This window comes from Polaribacter sp. BAL334, assembly GCF_015767435.1.
Lineage (GTDB): Bacteria > Bacteroidota > Bacteroidia > Flavobacteriales > Flavobacteriaceae > Polaribacter.
In genome coordinates, this window is sequence record NZ_JADWOV010000319.1 from 174989 (window position 1) to 197029 (window position 22041).

Annotated in this window: 26 protein-coding genes; 13 read left to right on the forward strand and 13 right to left on the reverse strand. The window is 29.5% G+C overall.

The features are described from left to right. Positions 1-4: 4 nt before the first annotated feature. Complete coding sequence (locus IU405_RS13855) at positions 5-580, reverse strand: adenylosuccinate lyase (protein WP_197439206.1); 576 nt, start codon at positions 578-580, stop codon at positions 5-7. A gap of 40 nt (positions 581-620) precedes the next feature. Here IU405_RS13855 and IU405_RS13860 point away from each other — a divergent pair, with 40 nt between their 5' ends. From IU405_RS13860 to IU405_RS13890, 7 genes are all read left to right on the forward strand, one after another. Then, a complete protein-coding gene (locus IU405_RS13860) occupies positions 621-1331 on the forward strand; it encodes a toxin-antitoxin system YwqK family antitoxin (RefSeq protein WP_197439207.1) in 711 nt (236 codons plus the stop codon). Further along, complete coding sequence (locus IU405_RS13865) at positions 1321-2055, forward strand: hypothetical protein (RefSeq protein WP_197439208.1); 735 nt, start codon at positions 1321-1323, stop codon at positions 2053-2055. The genes IU405_RS13860 and IU405_RS13865 overlap by 11 nt, the downstream gene beginning before the upstream one ends. A gap of 66 nt (positions 2056-2121) precedes the next feature. Continuing rightward, on the forward strand, positions 2122-3309 hold the full coding sequence (gene mnmA, locus IU405_RS13870) for a tRNA 2-thiouridine(34) synthase MnmA (RefSeq protein ID WP_197439209.1): 1188 nt from the start codon (positions 2122-2124) through the stop codon (positions 3307-3309). Between the two features lie 53 nt (positions 3310-3362). After that, complete coding sequence (locus IU405_RS13875) at positions 3363-5033, forward strand: S8 family serine peptidase (protein ID WP_197439210.1); 1671 nt, start codon at positions 3363-3365, stop codon at positions 5031-5033. A gap of 17 nt (positions 5034-5050) precedes the next feature. Then, on the forward strand, positions 5051-5992 hold the full coding sequence (locus IU405_RS13880) for an NAD(P)H-dependent flavin oxidoreductase (protein WP_197439211.1): 942 nt from the start codon (positions 5051-5053) through the stop codon (positions 5990-5992). Positions 5993-6107: 115 nt separating this feature from the next. Continuing rightward, positions 6108-6299 (forward strand): cold-shock protein, encoded by a 192-nt coding sequence (locus tag IU405_RS13885; RefSeq protein WP_197439212.1) that lies wholly within the window; start codon positions 6108-6110, stop codon positions 6297-6299. An 83-nt stretch (positions 6300-6382) separates the two neighbouring features. After that, complete coding sequence (locus tag IU405_RS13890; protein ID WP_231749752.1) at positions 6383-6580, forward strand: YwbE family protein; 198 nt, start codon at positions 6383-6385, stop codon at positions 6578-6580. 1 nt (position 6581) lies between these two features. On the opposite strand, the gene IU405_RS13895 is transcribed toward IU405_RS13890, so the two are convergent. From IU405_RS13895 to mtaB, 3 genes are read right to left on the reverse strand one after another with little or no spacing between them, the layout of a single operon-like run. Further along, a complete protein-coding gene (locus IU405_RS13895) occupies positions 6582-7490 on the reverse strand; it encodes a lytic transglycosylase domain-containing protein (RefSeq protein WP_197439213.1) in 909 nt (302 codons plus the stop codon). Positions 7491-7535: 45 nt separating this feature from the next. Then, positions 7536-8192, reverse strand: a complete 657-nt coding sequence (locus IU405_RS13900; protein ID WP_231749754.1) for an alpha/beta hydrolase — start codon at positions 8190-8192, stop codon at positions 7536-7538. Positions 8193-8250: 58 nt separating this feature from the next. Beyond that, positions 8251-9585 (reverse strand): tRNA (N(6)-L-threonylcarbamoyladenosine(37)-C(2))-methylthiotransferase MtaB, encoded by a 1335-nt coding sequence (mtaB, locus tag IU405_RS13905; protein WP_197439215.1) that lies wholly within the window; start codon positions 9583-9585, stop codon positions 8251-8253. A gap of 62 nt (positions 9586-9647) precedes the next feature. Here mtaB and IU405_RS13910 point away from each other — a divergent pair, with 62 nt between their 5' ends. After that, a complete protein-coding gene (locus tag IU405_RS13910; protein ID WP_197439216.1) occupies positions 9648-9968 on the forward strand; it encodes an antibiotic biosynthesis monooxygenase family protein in 321 nt (106 codons plus the stop codon). A gap of 30 nt (positions 9969-9998) precedes the next feature. Then, on the forward strand, positions 9999-11159 hold the full coding sequence (locus IU405_RS13915; protein WP_197439217.1) for an NAD(P)/FAD-dependent oxidoreductase: 1161 nt from the start codon (positions 9999-10001) through the stop codon (positions 11157-11159). Between the two features lie 5 nt (positions 11160-11164). On the opposite strand, the gene IU405_RS13920 is transcribed toward IU405_RS13915, so the two are convergent. The 7 genes from IU405_RS13920 to IU405_RS13950 form a co-directional block, all read right to left on the reverse strand. Beyond that, on the reverse strand, positions 11165-12175 hold the full coding sequence (locus IU405_RS13920; RefSeq protein ID WP_197439218.1) for an endonuclease/exonuclease/phosphatase family protein: 1011 nt from the start codon (positions 12173-12175) through the stop codon (positions 11165-11167). 6 nt (positions 12176-12181) lie between these two features. Beyond that, entirely contained in the window at positions 12182-13033 is an 852-nt protein-coding gene (locus IU405_RS13925) for a rhomboid family intramembrane serine protease (RefSeq protein ID WP_197439219.1), read from the reverse strand. Then, positions 13034-13765 carry a rhomboid family intramembrane serine protease gene (locus IU405_RS13930; protein ID WP_197439220.1) on the reverse strand — a complete coding sequence of 244 codons (732 nt, stop codon included), beginning with the start codon at positions 13763-13765 and terminating at the stop codon, positions 13034-13036. Between the two features lie 3 nt (positions 13766-13768). Next, positions 13769-15580 carry a DNA mismatch repair endonuclease MutL gene (gene mutL, locus IU405_RS13935; RefSeq protein ID WP_197439221.1) on the reverse strand — a complete coding sequence of 604 codons (1812 nt, stop codon included), beginning with the start codon at positions 15578-15580 and terminating at the stop codon, positions 13769-13771. After that, positions 15580-15855: a riboflavin synthase subunit beta gene (locus IU405_RS13940; protein WP_197439222.1), complete on the reverse strand. Its 276-nt coding sequence runs from the start codon at positions 15853-15855 to the stop codon at positions 15580-15582. The genes mutL and IU405_RS13940 overlap by 1 nt, the downstream gene beginning before the upstream one ends. Positions 15856-15990: 135 nt before the next feature. Further along, entirely contained in the window at positions 15991-16497 is a 507-nt protein-coding gene (ribH, locus tag IU405_RS13945) for a 6,7-dimethyl-8-ribityllumazine synthase (RefSeq protein ID WP_197439223.1), read from the reverse strand. A gap of 85 nt (positions 16498-16582) precedes the next feature. Beyond that, on the reverse strand, positions 16583-17350 hold the full coding sequence (locus IU405_RS13950; RefSeq protein WP_197439224.1) for a tetratricopeptide repeat protein: 768 nt from the start codon (positions 17348-17350) through the stop codon (positions 16583-16585). Between the two features lie 114 nt (positions 17351-17464). On the opposite strand from IU405_RS13950, the gene recF reads away from it, so the two are divergent. Next, complete coding sequence (gene recF / locus IU405_RS13955) at positions 17465-18544, forward strand: DNA replication/repair protein RecF (RefSeq protein WP_197439225.1); 1080 nt, start codon at positions 17465-17467, stop codon at positions 18542-18544. Continuing rightward, positions 18544-18840, forward strand: coding sequence for a DUF721 domain-containing protein (locus IU405_RS13960; RefSeq protein ID WP_197439226.1), 297 nt, complete (start codon positions 18544-18546; stop codon positions 18838-18840). The genes recF and IU405_RS13960 overlap by 1 nt, the downstream gene beginning before the upstream one ends. Before the next feature lie 62 nt (positions 18841-18902). Here the strand turns inward: IU405_RS13960 and IU405_RS13965 are convergent, their stop codons facing one another. Further along, on the reverse strand, positions 18903-19322 hold the full coding sequence (locus IU405_RS13965; RefSeq protein WP_197439227.1) for a nucleoside-diphosphate kinase: 420 nt from the start codon (positions 19320-19322) through the stop codon (positions 18903-18905). A gap of 53 nt (positions 19323-19375) precedes the next feature. Beyond that, on the reverse strand, positions 19376-20407 hold the full coding sequence (locus IU405_RS13970; RefSeq protein WP_197439228.1) for an alkaline phosphatase D family protein: 1032 nt from the start codon (positions 20405-20407) through the stop codon (positions 19376-19378). Positions 20408-20486: 79 nt separating this feature from the next. On the opposite strand from IU405_RS13970, the gene IU405_RS13975 reads away from it, so the two are divergent. Continuing rightward, positions 20487-21515, forward strand: a complete 1029-nt coding sequence (locus IU405_RS13975) for a DHH family phosphoesterase (protein WP_197439229.1) — start codon at positions 20487-20489, stop codon at positions 21513-21515. Then, complete coding sequence (gene gldI / locus IU405_RS13980) at positions 21481-22041, forward strand: gliding motility-associated peptidyl-prolyl isomerase GldI (protein ID WP_231749756.1); 561 nt, start codon at positions 21481-21483, stop codon at positions 22039-22041. Before IU405_RS13975 ends, gldI begins: the two co-directional genes overlap by 35 nt.

Genomic DNA, 22041 nt, shown 5'->3' on the forward strand with positions numbered 1-22041 from the left:
AGATTTATGAACGACTTTTTCTATGTTTTTCAATAGCTAGCAACACATTTTTTCCTCTTGCTTTTGTACCTTTACTTTCGAAAATTATTTTTGTTTCAATAAGATGCTTTAATGATTCGTGAATCCATTTTTGTTTCTTGCCAAAAATAAATAAAGTAGTCATTGCATAAGCTTTTACAGCTGTTTTTTGATCTGAAATAAGCCAATCAAAACAAGTTTCTGTAATTTTTAAAATATGGTTATTATCTAAACATAGGACTTTTTTAGTATCAAAATTCACAGCTAAAAGTTCACAAATCTTTGAACAAGCTCTTGCTGCACTATCAAATTTTACAAATTTTATGTTTTCAGTGAACTCATCTATGTTTTTTAAAACAATGTCAATTGTGTAATGAGTGCAAATCCATTCTAAAACCCAAACTGCTTTAATTGAAATTTCTTCTGTAACGTAAAAAGTGATTTTAATAAGTTCGCGATGTAAATTTTCATCTTTTAATACAATATTCGCTACTTTCTGCCTGTTTATTATTGATGCATTTACTTCATTTTCAAGTAAATTTAATAAATAAAGATTACTCATTTTAAAGTGATTTGTATATTTACTTAAAAATTAAAATTGTATGATAAAAATAAACAAATTGTTGCCATTTATTATCCTTACATTATTTTTTGCATCTATTGATTCTTTTTTTGCTCAAAAAATCAATCAAATTGATGCCAATAAACAACGAACTGGCATTTGGAAAAAATATTATAATAACCAAAAAATTCGTTACGAAGGGCAATTTAAGAATGGTAAAGAAATAGGTGTTTTTAAATTTTATGACGAATCAAATTCACAGCAACCAACCATCATTAAAAAATTTTCAGAAACAACTGATTCTGTTGCAGTTGAGTTTTATTTGACAAACGGAAAATTGCAATCCAAAGGATTTTTTATTGATAAAAATAGAGTAGGAAAGTGGCACTATTTTTTTCATGATGGTAAAATAATGTCTGAAGAATTTTACCATCAAGGAAAACTAGAGGGAAAAGCCATCAATTATTATCCAAATGGGAAAGCCACTGAAATTACCCATTATAAAAATGGTCTCAAACATGGAATTTCTCAAAAATATTCAAGTGATGGAATTTTGATTGAAGAAGTAACTTTTGAAAATAATATTTTGAATGGAGCTGCAAAATTCTTTGAATTGAATGGAAATTTACGCGAAAAAGGAATCTATAAAAATGGAAAGAAATTTGGGAAATGGGATTTTTATATTGATGGAGAAATTACCGATGAAAAAGAGATAGAAAAAAGCAAAAAATTTAAGAAAAATGAAAAGTAACGTATTTTTAATTGTCTTGATTTTTACAATCATCATTTCATGTAATAAAAACCAACAGATTGATAATCAGGAATATATTAATGGATTGTGGCTTGTGAAAGAGGTGAAAATAAATGACCAAGACATGACTCCAATTGCAGATTGGATTCAATTTAATGCTGATTCAACTCAAACTTTTGGAACTGGTTGGTTACAACATTCTGTTGGTTTGTGGAAATATAAAAAAGCCTCAGAAATTTTATCTATTACCTATGAAAATGGCTCAAATGGTTTTATAACTTTCGATACTTCTTATCATGTAAAATTTAATAAAAATACAATGACTTTACATGCAAAAAGTGAAGATAAAATAACTTCTATAACTCTAGAGAGAGGAAATAAATTACCAACTTTAGAAGCTAACAAATTAATTGGCATTTGGAAATTTGATTCTATTGTTATCAATAATAAGGAAGTGTCAGATTCTTTAAATCCATCAAAAAAAGCGATGCTTCATTTAAGACCTGAAAATGGATATACACTTTACAATTATTCTTTAGGAGAAAAATATGGAATTTTTAAAGCACATTTTGGTAGGAAACAACTTGAAATGGTAGGTTATACTAGTCTTTCTCCAAAATTTCAGTTTTATGATTTTAACGTAGAAGGCAAAAATTTACTTTTGAAGTCGAAAGATGAAAATGTGGTTTTAAAACTCTCTAGAATCCATCAATTTTTAGAATAAACGCATTAGTTTTTTCAATCAAAATTTTCGCGACAAAATCGTAACTTTGCAGTTCAAAAATAAAAAATGGAACGAGTTGTTGTTGGGCTTTCTGGTGGAGTTGATTCAAGTGTTACAGCCTATTTATTGAAAGAACAAGGCTATGAAGTCATTGGCCTTTTTATGAAAAATTGGCACGATGATTCTGTGACAATTTCCAATGAATGTCCTTGGTTAGAAGACAGTAATGATGCTATGATTGTTGCTGAAAAACTAGGAATTCCTTTTCAAGTAGTGGATTTGAGCGAGCAATACAAAGAACGTATTGTTGATTATATGTTTGAAGAATATGAAAAAGGACGCACTCCAAATCCTGATGTACTTTGCAATCGTGAAATAAAATTTGATGTTTTCATGAAAATCGCCCTTCAATTGGGGGCAGATTTTGTGGCAACTGGTCATTATTGTAGAAAAAGTGAGGAAGAAATTGATGGAAAAATCGTTTATAAATTGTTGGCTGGAAAAGATAGTAATAAAGATCAATCTTATTTTTTATGTCAATTGTCACAAGAGCAATTGGCAAAATCGTTCTTTCCAATTGGAGAATTGACAAAACCTGAAGTACGAAAAATTGCCAAAGAGGCAGATTTAATAACGGCTGAGAAAAAAGATTCTCAAGGACTTTGCTTTATAGGAAAAGTGCGTTTGCCTGAATTTTTACAACAAAAATTACAGCCAAAAGAAGGCGAAATTGTTCAAATTCCTGAAGATTTTTCGGAATTTCACAAATCAATTCCAACTTTTGAGAACAAAGAAGCTGAACTTATTTATTTTTCCCAAAAATACAGCTACAAAAAATCGGATGGAAAAGTAGTTGGCAAACATCAAGGAGCGCATTATTTCACAAAAGGACAAAGAAAAGGCTTGGCTGTTGGTGGCACAAAAGAACCACTTTTTGTGATTGAAACGGACGTACATGAAAATATTATTTTTACGGGTGAAGGAAAAAATCATCCTGGTTTATATAGAAATGTATTATTTGTTTCAAATGATGAAATTCACTGGATTCGTGAAGATTTGGCCTTGAAATCAGGAGAAATCATGAAAGTAAACGCCAGAATTCGTTATAGACAAGCTCTAGAAAACGCTACTTTATATAAAGTTGAAAATGGTTTGTTTGTGGAATTTGAAAACCAACAATCTGCCATTCAAGAAGGGCAATTTGTGGCTTGGTATCAACAAGAGGAATTGTTGGGTTCAGGAGTCATTTCTTAAAAAAGAATAATTTTCAGATTTTTATTGCTATATTTATGTTTTAAAAATCCTCTATGAAAAACATTTTTTTTACACTGTTTTTTTTCATTTTTATAACTGCTTTTTCTCAGCAAGAAGATGCATGGTTGTTTTTTAAAGACAAACCAAATGCAGCTACTTTTATGGCAAATCCGACTTCCATGCTTTCTCAAAGAGCGATAGATAGAAGAAATAATTTGCTAATTTCAGTAGATGAAAAAGATGTTCCAATAAATGAAAATTATATTTCAACCATCAAAAATAGTTCAGGAATAACTGTTTTAGGAAAATCAAAATGGTTGAATGCAATCCATGTAAAAGGAGAAATAAATGTTATCAATACGTTACTTTCAAGTTATAATTTTATTGATCATATTGAATTTGCAAATAAATTTTTGAATCCAAATGGAAAATCAAAAAGAAAAAAAGTAGTTTCAAATCATCAAAATAAATGGAATAAAACGTCAACAGATTTTAATTATGGTTCAGCAAATAATCAAATTAAAATGTTGAAAGGCGATTACTTGCATCAACAAGGATTAACAGGAGGAAATCAAATAATTGCAGTGATTGATGGTGGTTTTCCAAATGTAAATACATTAGCGGCTTTTCAACGAATTCGAGATCATAATCAAATTTTAGGAGGTTATAATTTTGCCGATAGAAATTCAAATTTTTACACAAGAGATGGTCATGGAACGCAAGTTTTATCAACCATTGCAGGCTATATTGAAAATGAATTTGTAGGAACTGCTCCTGATGCAAAATTTTATTTATTCATTACTGAGATTGTAGAATCTGAAACTGTTTTAGAAGAAACATTGTGGGTTGAAGCCGCAGAAAAAGCAGATAGTTTGGGCGTAAATGTCATCAATACTTCTTTGGGTTATACTACTTATGACAATGAAAATCATAGTCATTCTTATGAAGATATGGATGGAAAAACAACGTTTATTTCAAGAGGTGCAGAAATTGCAGCTTCTCGAGGAATGCTGCTGGTAAATGCTGTGGGAAATAGTGGAAATGATTCTTGGAAATATATGGGAGCTCCTGCTGATGCGCCCTCAGTAATTGCTGTTGGAGCTGTAAATTCTATTGGAAATATTGCCAGTTTTAGTTCTTACGGACCAACTTTTGATGGCAGAATTAAGCCAGAAATTTTGGCGCAAGGAGCAAATGCGGTCATTATAAATCATGTAAGTGGAGCAATTTCCTCATCAAATGGAACTTCCTTTTCATCACCAATTATGGCTGGTTTGATTGCTTGTTTGAATCAGAATAGCGCTTTTTTGCTAAAATCGTATCCTACCAAAAAAACAAATACAATCCAGAATTTTAATTATTATTTAAAGAAATCTGTTTTTGAATCTGCTGATAGGTATTCAAATCCTACAGTTCAACATGGGTATGGAATTCCTAATTTTGAAGTTGCTTTGAATAATTATACAGCTTCTTTGGAAGATAACATATTAACGAATATGAAAATCAGTCCAAATCCAGTTAAAAGCTCATTTAATATTCAAAATTTAGAGAATTCATCAGGAACCTATTCATTACAAATTTTCAATATTTTAGGTAAAAAAGTGTTTGAAAAACAAACAGTAAGCTCTGAAAATATTGATATTGCTACTTTTAAAAAAGGAATTTATTTTCTGAAGATTTTTAATGATGCAAGTTCAAGAACAATTAAGATTTTGAAAGAATAAATTGTATATTAAAAATAATGTTTAACAATATCACAAAACTTTTCAACATAAAATACCCAATAATTCAAGGAGGAATGGTTTGGGTTTCAGGATGGAAATTGGCCTCAGCAGTATCAAATGCAGGAGGTTTAGGATTGATTGGAGCAGGGTCAATGTATCCTGAAGTGTTGAGAGAACACATCCAAAAATGCAACAAAGCTACAGACAAATCTTTTGGGGTTAATGTACCCATGTTGTATCCAGAAATTGAAAAAATCATGGATATTATTGTTGAAGAAAACGTAAAAATCGTATTTACTTCTGCTGGAAATCCAAAAACGTGGACATCATTTTTGAAAGAAAAAGGAATTATTGTTGTTCATGTGGTGAGCTCTGTAAAATTTGCTTTAAAAGCACAAGAAGCTGGAGTTGATGCCATTGTGTGTGAAGGTTTTGAAGCTGGTGGTCACAATGGACGTGAGGAAACAACCACTTTTACATTGATTCCAATGGTTAAAAAAGCGGTAACCATTCCAGTAATTGCAGCTGGAGGAATTGCTACAGGAAGAGGAATGTTAGCTGCCATGATTTTAGGTGCAGATGGTGTTCAAATCGGAAGTAGATTTGCGGCAAGTGTAGAATCTTCAGCGCATTCAAATTTTAAACAAACAATTATTGATGTGAAAGATGGAGATACTCATTTAACATTGAAAGAGTTAGCTCCTGTGCGTTTGGTAAAAAATAAATTTTATCAACAAGTTCAAGAATTATATCGTCAAAACCCCACTGAAGATCAACTAAAAGAATTGCTTGGTAGAGCAAGAGCAAAAAAAGGGATTTTTGAGGGTGATTTAGAAAATGGAGAATTAGAAATTGGTCAAATTGCGGGTCTTATTGATGAAATTAAACCTTCTAAAGAAATTTTAGAAGAAATAATACAAGAATTTAATGAAGTTAAAGCACTCATTCATAAGCTTTAAACAATTTAATTAAAACAAAATCAATTAATTAGCTTTTATTCTATTTATTGAGCGTATCTTTGTGACCTAATAAACGTTGTTATTACTAAATTTAACAACACAATAATTTTTTATAATGAATAAAGGTACCGTAAAATTTTTCAATGATTCAAAAGGTTTTGGATTTATCACTGAAGAAGGATCAAACAAAGAACATTTTGTGCATGTGTCAGGATTAGTTGACGAAATTCGTGAAAACGATGAAGTTGAATTCGACTTACAAGATGGAAGAAAAGGATTAAACGCAGTAAATGTAAGAGTATTATAATATATATTTTATTACTAGTTAATTTTTATCAAAAGCCTATCATTAATTGATAGGCTTTTTTATTTTTACAGAAATTTAGAAAAATGATTGATGGTCGAAAACGTACAAATATTAAAATCGGAATGTTTGTAGAAATTATTTTGAAACAACATCAAATTTCAGGTGAAGTTACGCAAGGAGTTGTTTCAAAAATATTGACAAATTCAGTGAATCATCCACATGGAATTAAAGTCCAATTACAATCAGGATTAATTGGTAGAGTAAAAAATATAATTGAATAATTTATTTTACTGGAATTTTAATTTCATATACTTTCCCACTTTTATTATTCAATTTATTTTCACGCAACCAAGCATTGTGAATTTTTAGTTCTTTATAAGTAATTCCAAATTTTTTACTAAAAGAAACTAAGTTTGTAATAGTAGTATCTACTTTTACAATGGTTATTTTAGGTAAAGTATATAAATCTTCTTTTTCGAAAACAAATCCATATTTTTCTGGATTTGTCATGACTTCTTTCAAAGCTAAAATTCTAAAAACATAGCGTTCAGTTTCATTGGGCAACAAAACTTCATAATAACTTTTTACTTTTTGAGCCTCTAATCTGCTTGAAACTCCATAGTTTCCTGCATTATAAGCAGCAGCAGCCAATGTCCAAGAGCCTAATTTTTCTTTAGATTTTTTTAGATATTCTGCAGCTACAGCAGTAGATTTTTCAATATTATAACGTTCATCAATATTGCCATTGATTTCCAAACCATATTCTTTTCCAGTTTCTACCATGAAATGCCACATTCCTGCTGCTCCTGCACTAGAAGTTTCGTCAATAAATGCACTTTCTGCTAAAGCCAAAAATTTAAAATCATCAGGCAAACCATGTTTTTTTAAGAGTGGTTCTAATATCGGAAAATACTTATTTGCACGCTTAAATAGCAATAATCCATTGGATTGCCAATAGGTATTTACCAGCAATTCTCTATCCATTCTTTCAAAAATATTTGGAATTTCCAATGGAACTCTTTCACCTGCAAAATTCAAATTTTCAGGCAACTTTAGTGCTTTTATTTTATAATTTTCGTGCGTATTTGTTTTTGGTTCTGTATTTGTATTTGATTTATGTATACCATTTATAAAAAAGACTGTTGTAAAAACAATGATAATTAGCGATAAAAAACGAATTGACTTGTCCATTGGAATTGTTGATTTAATCTATAAAATTAAACAAAAATTTGGTCTTTAAAAAGTTAAACTTTTATCGATAATTTTCGAGATCTTTTTTGCTTTGTTTAATATCATAATGTGTGTTCCATTTTCAATTTCAATAGCATTTTTGATATTACTTATAGGAAAAATTTTGTCTTCAACTCCATGAATATGAATCATATTTTCAATTCCTTCATGTTGTTGCCATTTCAAAACATTTTTAATCGCCCATTTTAGATATGTTTCATTTCTTTCAGAAAGGTATTTTTTATAAATCATGGCTCTTTTTTGCAATGTTTTTCCGATAAAAAAGCGACTAAAATCCTCAAAATGAGTAATGATTTTTGTTGGAAATAATTTATATAAATTCCCAAAATTGGCAACTTTAAACCTTTTTGGAAGTTCATCAGTAGTTTTTACACTTGAAATGATGATGATTTTTTTACAATCCAAAAATTTACTCATTTCTTGTACTAAAATTCCACCAAAAGAAACACCAACCAAAACAGGGTTCTCCTTTTTTACATCTTCACACATTCTCATAGCATAATTCGAAATACTTTCATTCAAATCCAATGGCTTTTTCCATTTTAAATAATGAATTTCATATTTTTCTTTGGACAAAGATAAATTTTCAAAAATTTCAGGACCTGCTGCTAAACCTGGCATTAAGTATATGGGTATTTTCATCATTTTTAGGTAAATATTGTAGGTAATATTTATGAAAAAGTTTTTGTAAAATAGTTGGTTAAATTACTATTGGCTCGTTTATAAATTCAAATCGAACTAATCCATCACTATCAATTTCAGTAAGTGAAATATTGTGCAAAGTATTTGCCAGCTCAGGATTCCAAGGAGTTTTTACTTTGATATAGTTTTCAGTAAAACCATGAATGTATCCTTCTTTATTTTCGTTTTCGAATAAAACAGTAGCCGTTTTTCCTAAATGAGATTCATAAAATGCACGTCTTTTTTTGACACTTAATCCACGCAACATTTTACTGCGTTTTGCGCGCACATTTTGCGGAACCACATTTTCCATTTCAGCAGCCTCAGTATTTGGTCTTTCAGAATAGGTAAAAACATGCAAATAAGAAATATCTAAAGCGTTTAAATAGTTGTACGTTTCTAAAAAAAGTTCGTCAGTTTCTCCTGGAAACCCTACAATAACATCCACACCAATACAAGCATTTGGCATGGTTTCTTTGATTCTTTCCACTCTATTTGTGTATGTTTTTCGCAAGTATCTGCGTTTCATTTTTTTTAACAATTCATCACTTCCAGATTGCAATGGAATGTGAAAATGTGGCACAAATGAGTTTGATTTTGACACAAAATCAATGGTTTCATCCGTCAATAAATTGGGTTCTATAGACGAAATTCGCAAACGATGAATCCCATCAATTTTATCTAATTCTTGAACAAGTTCATAAAAAGTGTGTTCATGTTTTTTGTTTCCAAATTCACCTTTTCCATAATCACCAATATTTACGCCTGTCAATACAATTTCTTTAATGCCTTTTGAAGCAATTTCTTGGGCATTTTTCAGAACATTTTCCAAAGTATCACTTCTAGAAATTCCACGTGCTAAAGGAATTGTACAATAGGTACATTTATAATCACAACCATCTTGCACTTTTAAAAAAGCACGAGTTCTATCGCCAATAGAATAAGAACCAACATAAAAATCAGCTTCCGAAATTTCGCAAGAGTGTACTTCTCCAATTTCATTTTTCGTTAAATCATTGATATAACTTGTCACATTGAATTTTTCAGTGGCACCCAAAACCAAATCTACTCCATCAACTGCTGCTAGTTCCTCAGGTTTTAATTGTGCATAACATCCAACAGCAATTAAAAAAGCGTTTTTATTTTGTTTGAAAGCATTTTTTACAATCGATTTAAAGCGCTTGTCTGCATTGTCAGTTACTGAACAAGTATTGATGACATACACATCTGCTTTTTCTTCAAAATCAACTCTTTCAAAACCTTCATTGGTAAAGTTTCTAGCAATGGTTGACGTTTCAGAAAAATTCAACTTACAACCTAAGGTATAAAAAGCGACTTTTTTATTTGCAATCATTCATGTAAATTTATGACTTGCAAAAATACAATATAATTCAATAAATAGTAACGAATCAAAATATGAAAATTGTCACAAATCTAAAACCACCCTATTATGCTGTAATTTTCACAACAGTTGTTTCTGATAATTTACAAGGATATCATGAAACAGCAGAAAAAATGGAAGCTTTAGCAAAACTTCAGAAAGGATATTTAGGGATAGAATCTGCTAGAAAAGACATTGGAATTACAGTTTCTTATTGGGAAACTTTGGATGATATTGTGGCTTGGAAAAATAATATAGAACATACAGCTGCAAGAGATTTGGGTAGAGAAAAATGGTATCAACAATACCAATTGCGTATTTGTAAAGTGGAACGTGAATATGGTTTTAAGAAATAAAAAAATGGTAGTTTTACAATTTTATATTTTATGATTAAGACTGATGTGTGTATTATTGGTGCAGGTCCTTCTGGAGCTGCAACTTCTTTAATGTTATCAAACCTTAAAATTCATCATTTTATTATAGATAAAGAAACTTTTCCAAGAGATAAAACTTGCGGTGATGGCTTAATTTTATATGCTTATAAAGCGATGAAAATTTTAGGAAATAATCTTTTTGAAGATTTCTTAAATCACCCTAATTTTTTGCATTCAAAAGGAGTTAGATTGCATATAAATAGTAAAATATGCTTGCCTGTTACAGAAAGTGAAGATAGAGATTTTTTTATTTCTTATGCTAAAAGAATTGATTTTGATCATTTTTTAGTTGAAAAATTATCTAAAATCTTCACTAATATAGAGTTTGGTAATGGAGTTAAAAATTTGGAAGAGAAACCTGATGGGATTTTAATAACTCTTAAAGATGAAAAACAAATTTTAACAAAGTTGATAGTTGGTGCTGATGGCGCAAATTCCATTGTATCAAAAAAATTAGCTCTCCCCAAAAATGATATTAAAAATAAATCAACATTTGTTTCAGCATATTTTAAAAATATAAATGATTTTAATGAAATGAATGAGGGAGAAATTAGACTTATTTACAAAAAGGCACCTTTATTTTTTTATATTTTTCCATTAGTAAATGGTGAGGCAAATGTGAGTTTAGGAGGCAATTCTTACTTCATAAAAAAACACAAAATCAACCTAATTCAAGAAATAGAAAACATAATTTCATCAAACAAATATGTAAAACATAAGTTTTCTAATGCTGAGAGAATTAGTAATTGGCGTGGTTGGGTAATTCCTTATCATCTAGGAAAACAAAAAATTATTGGAAATAGATTTTTACTAACAGGAGATGCTGCTGGATTATCGAATGCTTTTTATAAAGAAGGTGTTGGGACAGGCATGATGTCAGGAATTATAGCCGCTAGAAATATCGAAAAATGTTTGAAATACAATAATTTTTCAGCCAATTTTTTAAAAGAGTATGAAACTGAGATAAAAAATGAATTTGGAAAATTATTAAAATTTAGTTTATATATGTTGAAAATCTCTAAGTACAAAAGAATCTTTGGTTTTTTAGTTGAAATTTTTAAGAATAGATTTATAAAGAAATCTTTTAAAATTATTGAAAGAAGGAGTTATTAAATAGTTTACCAACTAATTTTTGTCAATATTGGAAAGTGATCAGAATATTTTTTAGTAAAAGATGAAAAATCTTGTATTTCAGCAGTTTTATCGGTTAAAATAAAATCAATTCTTAGGGGAAACCAATAGTTATACGTTTTTCCAAATTCTTTTCCTGCTTCAATAAAAGCATCTTTTTTGTTTTTAGAAATTTGATTATAAACCCATGAAAAACTAGTATTATTAAAGTCTCCTGCAATTATTTTTTTTCCTTTCCAATTTCTTTCATGTTCTAAAAAAACAGTTGTTTGATTGACTTGCTTTTTAAAACCATCTTCCAAAATAGATACTAATTTTTCTGAATTTTCCTGACCAAAATTTTCTTTATCCGTTTTTAATTTCAATGATTGCAAATGCAAATTATACACTCTTATAGTATCTTTTCCTTTTAAAATATCAGCAAAAATAATGTTGTTTGAAGTGTTTTTTAAATCCAAAGAACCACTATTGATAATGGGAAATTTGGAGTAAATCGCCAAACCATTTTTATTGTTTTTTGTTTTGGTGTTGATATAGTGATATTTATAGTTAAAATCTTGATTTACAAGCGTGTAAAAATCTTGAAATAGTAAAATATCAGGAGATTTTTCTTGAATAAAATGATTGATTTTTTCAGGGATTTTATCATCATTAATCCATTCCCAATGATTGAATAACCGCACATTGTAACTCATCACAGTCAAACCATTTTCTGAGACTGATTTTTTTTCAAAAAACTTATAAATTGGAGTCAATGTTATCCATCCTAAAAATAGAATGGAAGCAGACAATATGAATTGTCTTTTAAAAAATAAAAGCCAATAAACAGAAAAAACGATATTAGCGAATATCAAAAATGGCACTAACAAACTTAAAATTGCCAAAACAGGAAGCCTTTCTGGTGAAATAAAAGGTAATAAATATGAGGATAAAAGTAATAATGCTACAACAATATTTACCAAGTAAATAATTTTGTTGATGATAGATAGCTTTTTCAATTATGGTTAATTTTTTCCTTGTTTAAACAAAAATTCCTTTTCTGCTTTTGTAAGTGTATCATATCCTGATTTGCTTATTTTATCTAAAATTTCGTCAATCTGTTTTTGTGTAAAGTCGCTTTTTTCAGTTGTTTTTTTAGTGGAATTAGATTTATAAACCGTTTTTAGAGGTTTCTTTTTCGGTTTGAAAATGGAAAAAAACTGCTCAAAAGCACTGATTTTTTTGTTGCTAAATTGATTTACAAACAAAAATCCAAAAACACTTCCTCCTAAATGCGCAAAATGTCCTCCAGCATTATTTCCTGCCAAAGCTAATATATCTAAACCAACCCAAATTGCTGCCAAATACCATAATTTCACAAATCCAATAAAACGAATTTTCAATTCATAATTGGGCATATAGGTTGCAATTCCTATAAAAATTGCAGAAATTCCAGCAGAAGCACCAACCAAAACAGCTGTTCTTCCTTGAAATAATGGAAAATAATTTTGACTGAATAGAAAGAAAAATCCACCAAATAAAGTTCCTAATAGGTAAAAAGTCAATAATTGTTTTTGAGTGAAATATTCAATAAAAAGATTTCCTATAAAATACAAAGCAATTAAATTGAATAAAATATGTAAAAAATCAGCATGTAAAAATCCGTAACTAAGTAAAGTCCATGGTTTTGTTAATACAACGTTTATTGAACCATCTAGAGAAAGCCAATCAATCAAGAAATTAGCATCATTTTTATACAAGCTCTGAAAAACACTCAATAACATGGTACTGAAAAAGAAGAAAATATTGATGTAGATTAATTTTTCTACAATTGTTCCTCTTTCAAATCGTTGTTTTAAATTATGTAAAATACTCATTTAATGCATTTTAAATTGATTTTTTTTCCAATAATATGCGATGATAAATCCAATCAATGCACCTCCAATATGCGCAAAATGAGCAACATTTCCAACAGAATATTTTGTTACTCCAAAAAATAAATCTCCCAAAATCATCACTGGAATAAAATATTTTGCTGCAATTGGCACAGGAAAGAAAATCAAAGCCAATTTAGCATCTTTAAAATACATTCCAAAAGCTACTAAAACTCCATAAACGGCTCCTGAAGCTCCAACAGCAGGAGTGTTATACAAAGCAAAAATTTCATTGAATTGTTGTTGAGATATTGCTCCTAAAACTCTCAAATCATTAGTACTTCCTTCTTTTAAAATTGTAATTACCTCATTATCAGTTAATCCTGCTTGAATAAATAATTCAAAAATCGAATTGAATTGATAGTAATTTACCAAAGTATAAATCAAACCTGCTCCAATTCCAGATGAGAAATAAAAGAAAATAAATTTATTTTTTCCCCACATTTGTTCTAAAGGTGTTCCAAAAGCCCACAAACCGTACATATTGAAAAGAATGTGCGCAAAACCTCCATGCATAAACATATGTGTAACATATTGCCAAAAACCGAAATGTTCATTTTTGGGAAAATGTAAGGCTAAAATGTTCGTAAAATCTGATTGCAGCAATTGTGGCGCAATAAATACTATTACGTTTATGATAATCAAATGTTTGATAGCATCTGTAATGTTATTCATATTTTAACTGTTAAAAAGATTATCTATTTCGCTCAATGTCAATGTTTTGAAAGTTGATTTTCCAGTTGGTGAAATGGAAGGTTCTTTGCACGAAAATAAGTCATTTACCAAATTTTCTTGTTCTTTTTCCGATAAAAATGTCCCAGTTTTGATAGACAACGTTTTAGCAAACGATTTTGCCATTACATCAAAATGACTATAACTTGTTTCAGGAACTTCTAAATTGATGTCGTTCAATAAATCCTCTAAAATTATTGAAATTTTACTTTCAGTTACTGACGTTGGAATTCCTTTTATAGTAACGCTGTCTTTGGTAAATTCATCGAAAGAAAATCCAGCATTTTCCAATTCTTGTTTGATGGTATAAATCATTTCAATTTCATTGGATGAAAAAGAAATTTTTACGGGGAACAATAATTGCTGACTATTTGCTTCTTTGACAGTGATACTTTCCAAAAAAGATTCATACAAAATGCGCTGATGTGCTAAGGATTGATGAATTAAAACCACTCCAGATTTTATCAAACTGATAATGTATTTTCGCTGAATTTGAAATGTTTTTTGGGTTTTATCTTGCTGATTTTCAAATAGATTTTCTTGTTTATTTTGTTCGAAAGTTTCAATTGAAGTATACAAAGATTCCCAACTTTGTGTGTGTTTTTCTCTGTTAAAAGGAAAATGAATTTCTTTTTGACTAGCCTCTTTAAAAGGATTGAAATTAGGATCTACAATGATTTTTGGTGTAGATGTATAACTCGAATTTTTTTCAATTTGATATGGAATATCTAGATTGGCATCTCTATTAAAATCTAAAATTGGAGCCACATTGTATTGTCCCAAACTATGTTTGATAGTAGCTCTTAACATGGCATACAACGCATTGGCATTGTCAAACTCAATCTCCGTTTTTGTGGGATGAATATTGATATCAATCGTATTTGCAGGAACTTGTAAATATAAAAAATAGGAGGGATGTGAACCTGATTCTAACAAACCCTCAAAAGCACTCACAACTGCATGATTTAAATACCCATTTTTTATAAATCGATCATTTACAAAAAAGAATTGTTCCCCTCTTTTTTTCTTTGAAAAAGAAGGTTTTGTAACGAAACCTGTGATTGAAACAATATCCGTTTGCTCTTCAATAGGAACCAATTTTTCATTCATTTTTGAACCAAAAACAGCCACAATTCGTTTTCTAAAATTACTACTTTTTAGGTTATATACCTCAATATCATTGTGATGTAATAAAAATGAAATTCCAGGATGTGCCAAAACCACTCGTTGAAATTCATCAATAATATGACGCGTTTCAATCGTATCAGATTTCAAAAACTTTCTTCTAGCAGGAATGTTATAAAACAAGTTTTTTACAGCAATGCTTGTGCCTTTTGATGTGTTTACAAATTCTTGGGAAGTGATTTTACTTCCTTCAATTTTAATACACGTTCCAAGCTCTTGATTTTCTTGTTTGGTTTTTAATTCAACATGTGCAATAGCAGCAATTGAAGCCAATGCTTCTCCACGAAAACCTTTGGTGTGAAGGCTAAATAAATCCTCAGCTTTTCTAATTTTGGAAGTTGCATGACGTTCAAAACACATTCTTGCATCAGTAACACTCATGCCTTTTCCGTTATCAATTACTTGAATTAGGATTTTTCCAGCTTCTTTGATGAGTAATTTGATGTCAGTTGCACCAGCATCAATGGCATTTTCAAGCAATTCTTTTACTACAGATGCAGGACGTTGAACGACCTCACCAGCAGCAATTTGATTGGCTACATGATTTGGTAAGAGTTGAATGATATCTGACATTATTTTGTAAAAAATATAGACAAATCAAAATCGATGATAAATAAAAAAACCAATACAAGTACTAAGATAATATAGATAATAGTTCTGTTAACTCCTTTTTCTGAGTCTCTTAACTCACTAATTGCATCTGTTAATTTTGATTTTAAATTTTTGTTTTTACCTGCTGTTTTTCGGTATTTATCCAGTTTGTGTTCTATTTTATATGGACTTCCTTCTCCTTTGTAAAAACGAGGTTTGTATTCAAATTTTTTATTGGTTCTTTTTAAAAATCCCATAGTTTTAGCATCTTGATTGGAAAGAAAAAAAGAAATCTTTCCAATTTTTAAAAGTATTCAAATTTAAAGAAATAATAGGAATACATCAAGAAATGATGCAAAAAGAATTCTTAAAAAAACAGCTTGGTTTATTTGCTAAAAGCCAATACTTTCTGATGATTTTCCAGTATTTTTTAAGACAGCCATCTTGATGGCAGCTATGGCACATTCAATTCCTTTATTGCCTAATTTTCCTCCAGAACGATCTAAAGATTGTTGTTTTGTATTGTCTGTTAATACACAGAAAATCACAGGAATATCATACTTTACATTCAAATCTACGATGCCTTGTGTAACGCCTTCACAAACAAAATCAAAATGTTTTGTTTCTCCTTGAATTACATTTCCAATGGCAATAATGGCATCTAGTTTTTGGGTTTGAATCATTTTTTTACATCCAAAAACCAATTCAAAACTCCCTGGAACATCCCAAGAAATAATGTTTTTTTCTTGAGCTCCACAATCTAGTAAGGTTTCAATGGCACCTTTTTTTAAATTTTGGGTAATCTCTGGATTCCATTCAGAAACAACAATCCCAAATCGAAATGAATTCGCATTTGGGATTTTAGTTTTGTCGTAATATGATAAATTGGTTGTTGCCATTATTCTTAATTCAAAGTTCAAAGTTTAGAGTTCAAAATTTAAAGATGATTTTTTACAACTAAAACTTTCAACTAAAAACTAAAACCTATTCTGCGTATTTTGCAGCGTTTATGAATTTTTCAATATCTCTTCCTTGATCAGATTTTGAATAATTTTCTTTGATTTTAGTAAAGAATCCTTCCGCTTTTCCAAATTCTTTCAAATTCATAGCAGTTTGTCCTGCTTTGAATAAATATAAAGGAGTTGTAAATTCGTTGTCTTTTTTGTTGGCAGCTTTTTCATAATATTCCAATGCATCTTTTGGTTGATTGATATCAGAAAAAGCATCACCAATTGCGCCTAAAGAAATTGGCCCTAACATTTCGTCATCAGAATCGAATTTGCTTAAAAATTCAATTGCTTTGTCATATTGTTTCAATTGTAAATAAGAAACACCTGCATAATAATTTGCCAAATTTCCAGCATTTGTGCCACTGTAAGATTCAGCGATATCAACAAAACCATATTTTCCATCTGCACCCTCTAATCCTAAGTTTAATAAAGAATCTATTCCAGATCCTGCAACAGCAGCCTCATCAAAATATTTTCTTGGAAAAGCCAATTCATCTGCAGCTTCTAATTCTTTTGGTTCTTCAATAAACTTATTATATCCTAGGTAACCCAAGAAAACAACCACCAAACTGATTAAAGTAATTAGTAAAGGTTTGCTGTTTTTTTCAATCCATTGTTCAGATTTTGAAGCAGTTTCATCCAAAGTATTCAAAACACCAGCTGTTTCATAAGCTGATTCATCTGATTGATTTTCTTCTTTTTTGTTTCCTGGTTTATATCCTCTCTTCTTGTATGTTGCCATCTTTCTTTAAAAATTTGTGGGCACAAAAATAGTTTTTTTAATTGGATTTTAAAAGCGCTTATTTTGCAAAATTTTCGATAATTTGCGATTCCATTGAGAAGTAAAAATAAAGGAATGTATCTTCGAAAAATATCCATCGTTAATTTTAAAAATATTGAGTCTCAAACTTTTGATTTTCAGCCGAAAATAAATTGTTTTGTGGGTAATAATGGTGTTGGAAAAACCAATGTATTGGATGCAATTTATTATTTATCTTTTGCTAAAAGCTATTTTAATACGGTTGCTGTTCAAAATATCAATCACAATGCTTCTTTTTTTATGGTTGAAGGAGATTATTTGATCAATGAAAGACCAGAGAAAATTATTTGCAGTTTAAAAAAGGGACAGAAAAAAGTACTGAAGAGAAATGATAAAATTTACGAGAAATTTTCAGAACATATAGGTCAATTTCCGTTGGTAATTATTTCTCCTGCTGATAGAGATTTGGTTACAGAAGGAAGTGAAACCCGAAGAAAATTTATGGATGGTGTGATTTCTCAACAAAACAAATCCTATTTAAACGATTTGATTTCTTACAATAAAGTATTAACTCAACGAAATGCTTTGTTGAAATATTTTGCTGCAAATAGAACTTTTGATGCGTTGAATTTGAGTGTTTATGACGAACAACTTTCGGAGTTTGGTGCTCGAATTTATGAAGTTCGAAAGCAGTTTTTAGAGGCTTTTATTCCGATTTTCAATCAAAAATATCAAGTTATTTCTGGAGATTCTGAAAGAGTTAATTTGTTGTACAAGAGTCAGTTGTATGATTTTAAAATGAATGATTTATTAAAAAAATCATTGGAGAAAGATAAAATTTTGCAATTCACAACAGCAGGAATTCATAAAGATGATTTGAGTTTTGATATAGGAGAATTTCCCATTAAAAAGTTTGGCTCTCAAGGACAGCAAAAATCGTATTTGATTGCTTTAAAATTGGCGCAATTTGAATTTATCAAGCAAAAATCTACTATTACACCTATTTTATTATTAGACGATATTTTTGATAAATTGGATGAAATTAGAGTTTCACATATTGTAGATTTGGTCAATAAAGATGAATTTGGACAAATTTTCATCACAGATACACATCCAGAAAGAACAGAAAATATTGTAAAAATGAGCAATAAACCCTATCAAATTTTTAAATTGTAATGGCAAAAAGAGAAAACGATTCTTTTTTGGTAAAAGACTTAATGCAACTATTTATCAAAGAAAATAATTTGACAAAAGGAATGCAAAAAATTCAGATAGAGGAAACATGGGCAAAGTTGATGGGACAAGGAGTTGCAGGCTACACAACATCCGTAAAATTACAAAACAAAACGTTGATTGTTCAATTATCCTCTTCCGTTTTACGTGAAGAACTAACCTATGGAAAAGATAAAATTATCAAAATGATGAATGAAGAAATGGGAGATCATTTGATTTCAAAAATCATTTTAGCATAAAAAAACTCGCCAATAAATCAGCGAGTTTCTCTAAATATAACACTAAGAATTTTTACTAATTCTTAAAATTGTTCTCTTCCTGAAAAATGGAAATTTCCTTCAATCAAAGCATTTTCATCAGAGTCAGAACCATGAATTGCATTTTCACCCATAGAGGTAGCATATAATTTTCTGATGGTTCCTTCAGCAGCATTTGCAGGATTTGTAGCACCAATCAGTGTTCTAAAATCTTCTACAGCATTTTCTTTTTCTAAAATGGCAGCAACAATTGGGCCTCTTGTCATAAACTCAACCAATTCTCCAAAAAATGGACGTTCTTTGTGAACTTCGTAAAAAGTCTCTGCATCATTTTTTGTCATTTGTGTTTTTTTCAACGCAACAATACGAAATCCAGCAGCATTAATTTGTGCCAAAATTGCTCCAGTATGACCGTTTTCAACTCCATCTGGTTTAATCATTGTAAATGTTCTATTTGTAGCCATGCTAATTTTTTAAAAATTTTTGCAAAAGTACGGTTTTAAATCTTAAAACCAAGTTAAGGATATACTTGTTTTAACTCTTGTAATAAAATATTTTTATCACCACGCATTTGCATAACAATCGATTTTTTATCGAAATCAATTAAAAGCAATCCAAAACTTATTTCTTTTACAACTTCTTTCACGCGAAATTTATTTGGTTCACCAGAATAACTAGTATAAGAATGAGTTAAACCACTTGAAGTAAAATCAATAATTGGATAATTTAAACCTTCAATGGTGTCTCTTGAAAATTCAGAAATATGCCTATCTCCTGATAAAAAAAGTACATTTTTAGAAGCTGTTTTTTTAATTAAATTTTTCATTTTTTCTATTTCATGAGGAAAATTTCCCCAAGTTTCAAAACCATGTTCTGAAGATAAAAATTGAATACTACTTACAATTATTGTAAAATCTGTTTTTGATATTTTTAATTCATTTTCTAACCAATTCCATTGGTCTGCTCCTAAAATAGTTCCCTCTCCAAATATATTTGGTTGGTATCTTTTATTAGCAGCTTTTGTTAAGCTAGTTCTAAAATAGCGTGTGTCCAAAACAATTACTTTGATACTTCCTTTTTTTGTTGAAAAAATTTGTGAATGATAAATACCTTCTCGTTTTCTTCTACTATCATTTTTTGGTACATCAAAAAAATCAAGGAACAATTCCTGAGATTCTTTTTTCTTGGTAAATTCAATGCCAGCATCATTCAAACCATAGTCATGATCATCCCAAGTAGCCAAAACTGGGATATTTTTTGTGAGTTGCAAATAGCCTTGTTGATTTCTTAATTCTTGATAATCTTCCCTCATTTTTGTCATATCTTCAGTATCAGCATAGATATTATCACCACCCCAAATCCATAAATTTGGTTCATTTTTTGCGATTTCTTTCCATAAAATATTTGCTTTGGATTGTTTATTGCAAGATCCAAATGCAATTATAAAATCTGATTTTTCAGTTTTTAACTCCGTATTTTTAGGTATACTAGAACATGAAATGAAATTTATAATTGTAATAAGAAATGTGTAAATAATTATTTTTCTCATAATTTTAGGTTTAAAAATAATGTAAAAGTAAACACAATTTACTTTACACAAATGTTATTAAATTGTATATTCGCAACCTATGATTTTAAAAGGAATTAACGAATTAAAACAGTTTTTAGAGAAATCTAGAAATATTGTAATTATTGGTCACAAAAACCCTGATGGTGATGCTATTGGCTCTACATTAGGTCTTAAACATTATCTGGATAAAAAAGGGCACAATTGTACAGTTTTGGTGCCTAATGAATATCCTGATTTTTTACATTGGTTGCCTGGCTATGAAACTACTTTTCGATTTGATTGGCAAAATAAGCAAGCACAAAAAGCAATTTCAAATTCTGACATTATTTTTTTGTTAGATTTTAATGCATTACACAGAGTTGGAGAAGATATGCAAAATACTTTGGAAAAATATCCAAACGATTTTGTATTGATAGATCATCATCAACAGCCAGATGATTTTACCTATATGTATTCGGATATTGAAATTTGTTCTACAGCGCAAATGGTGTATCAATTTATAGAAATGAATTCTGATTTAGAGTTGATTGATGCAACAATTGCAACCTGTTTGTATACTGGAATTATGACAGATACAGGTTCATTTCGATTTAGATCTACTACAAGTAAAACACACAGAATTATTGCAGATTTAATTGATAAAGGTGCTGAAAATGATCGAATTCATTCAAATGTCTATGATTCCAATTCAAAAAATAGACTGCTATTATTGGGACAAGCCTTGCAAAATCTAAAAGTTTTAGAACAGTATAAAACAGCATTTATTACATTAACTGATGAAGAAAAAAATAGATTTGAGTTCCAAAAAGGAGATTCTGAGGGAGTTGTAAATTATGCTTTATCGATAATGGGAATTGTCTTTGCAGCTATTTTTATTGAAGATAAAGAACAAAATATCATTAAAATATCTTTTCGTTCAAAAGGAAATTTTTCAGTAAATCAATTCGCTAGAAATCATTTTGAAGGTGGAGGTCATGACAATGCTGCTGGAGGAAAATCTATAACTTCATTAGACGAAACAATTCAAAAATTCGTTTCCCTTTTACCAAATTATGAAGAAGCTTTACAAAATTCGTATGTTCAATAAATTCTTTTTTATTTTAAGTTTTTTATTTCTTTTTTCTTGTTCTAAAATAGAACCAAGAAGACCTATAAATCCAAAACCATCTACTATTTTTTATAAAGAAGTTATCGAGGATTCAAAAAAAATAAATAAATCCGAAGATGAATTAATTGCAAAGTTGATAAAAAACGATACAATATTTGATTACAAGCAATCTTCAGAAGGTTTTTGGTATGCTTATATTCATAAAATTGAAGAAAATTTACCCACTCCAAAAATGGGAGATGAAGTTGTAATTGAGTATGAAATTTCAGATTTGAATGACTCTATTATATATAGTAAGGAAGAATTAGGACAAAAAACATATAAAATTGACAAAGAAGATTTTATTTCTGGCTTACAAAAAGGAATAAAGTTGATGAAGACAGGAGAAACCATTACATTTGTGCTTCCATTCTACAACGCATTTGGAGTTTTAGGTGATGGAAAAAAAATAGGTGTTAACCAATCAGTAAAAAGTACAGTAACATTAATTAAAATAACAAACTAA

Coding starts and splice junctions, on each gene's coding strand:
- IU405_RS13855 (WP_197439206.1), bottom strand. CDS start 580: ATGAGTAATCTTTATTTATTAAATTTACTTGAAAATGAAGTAAATGCA.
- IU405_RS13860 (WP_197439207.1), top strand. CDS start 621: ATGATAAAAATAAACAAATTGTTGCCATTTATTATCCTTACATTATTT.
- IU405_RS13865 (WP_197439208.1), top strand. CDS start 1,321: ATGAAAAGTAACGTATTTTTAATTGTCTTGATTTTTACAATCATCATT.
- mnmA (WP_197439209.1), top strand. CDS start 2,122: ATGGAACGAGTTGTTGTTGGGCTTTCTGGTGGAGTTGATTCAAGTGTT.
- IU405_RS13875 (WP_197439210.1), top strand. CDS start 3,363: ATGAAAAACATTTTTTTTACACTGTTTTTTTTCATTTTTATAACTGCT.
- IU405_RS13880 (WP_197439211.1), top strand. CDS start 5,051: ATGTTTAACAATATCACAAAACTTTTCAACATAAAATACCCAATAATT.
- IU405_RS13885 (WP_197439212.1), top strand. CDS start 6,108: ATGAATAAAGGTACCGTAAAATTTTTCAATGATTCAAAAGGTTTTGGA.
- IU405_RS13890 (WP_231749752.1), top strand. CDS start 6,383: ATGATTGATGGTCGAAAACGTACAAATATTAAAATCGGAATGTTTGTA.
- IU405_RS13895 (WP_197439213.1), bottom strand. CDS start 7,490: ATGGACAAGTCAATTCGTTTTTTATCGCTAATTATCATTGTTTTTACA.
- IU405_RS13900 (WP_231749754.1), bottom strand. CDS start 8,192: ATGAAAATACCCATATACTTAATGCCAGGTTTAGCAGCAGGTCCTGAA.
- mtaB (WP_197439215.1), bottom strand. CDS start 9,585: ATGATTGCAAATAAAAAAGTCGCTTTTTATACCTTAGGTTGTAAGTTG.
- IU405_RS13910 (WP_197439216.1), top strand. CDS start 9,648: ATGAAAATTGTCACAAATCTAAAACCACCCTATTATGCTGTAATTTTC.
- IU405_RS13915 (WP_197439217.1), top strand. CDS start 9,999: ATGATTAAGACTGATGTGTGTATTATTGGTGCAGGTCCTTCTGGAGCT.
- IU405_RS13925 (WP_197439219.1), bottom strand. CDS start 13,033: ATGAGTATTTTACATAATTTAAAACAACGATTTGAAAGAGGAACAATT.
- IU405_RS13930 (WP_197439220.1), bottom strand. CDS start 13,765: ATGAATAACATTACAGATGCTATCAAACATTTGATTATCATAAACGTA.
- mutL (WP_197439221.1), bottom strand. CDS start 15,580: ATGTCAGATATCATTCAACTCTTACCAAATCATGTAGCCAATCAAATT.
- IU405_RS13940 (WP_197439222.1), bottom strand. CDS start 15,855: ATGGGATTTTTAAAAAGAACCAATAAAAAATTTGAATACAAACCTCGT.
- ribH (WP_197439223.1), bottom strand. CDS start 16,497: ATGGCAACAACCAATTTATCATATTACGACAAAACTAAAATCCCAAAT.
- IU405_RS13950 (WP_197439224.1), bottom strand. CDS start 17,350: ATGGCAACATACAAGAAGAGAGGATATAAACCAGGAAACAAAAAAGAA.
- recF (WP_197439225.1), top strand. CDS start 17,465: ATGTATCTTCGAAAAATATCCATCGTTAATTTTAAAAATATTGAGTCT.
- IU405_RS13960 (WP_197439226.1), top strand. CDS start 18,544: ATGGCAAAAAGAGAAAACGATTCTTTTTTGGTAAAAGACTTAATGCAA.
- IU405_RS13965 (WP_197439227.1), bottom strand. CDS start 19,322: ATGGCTACAAATAGAACATTTACAATGATTAAACCAGATGGAGTTGAA.
- IU405_RS13970 (WP_197439228.1), bottom strand. CDS start 20,407: ATGAGAAAAATAATTATTTACACATTTCTTATTACAATTATAAATTTC.
- IU405_RS13975 (WP_197439229.1), top strand. CDS start 20,487: ATGATTTTAAAAGGAATTAACGAATTAAAACAGTTTTTAGAGAAATCT.
- gldI (WP_231749756.1), top strand. CDS start 21,481: ATGAAGAAGCTTTACAAAATTCGTATGTTCAATAAATTCTTTTTTATT.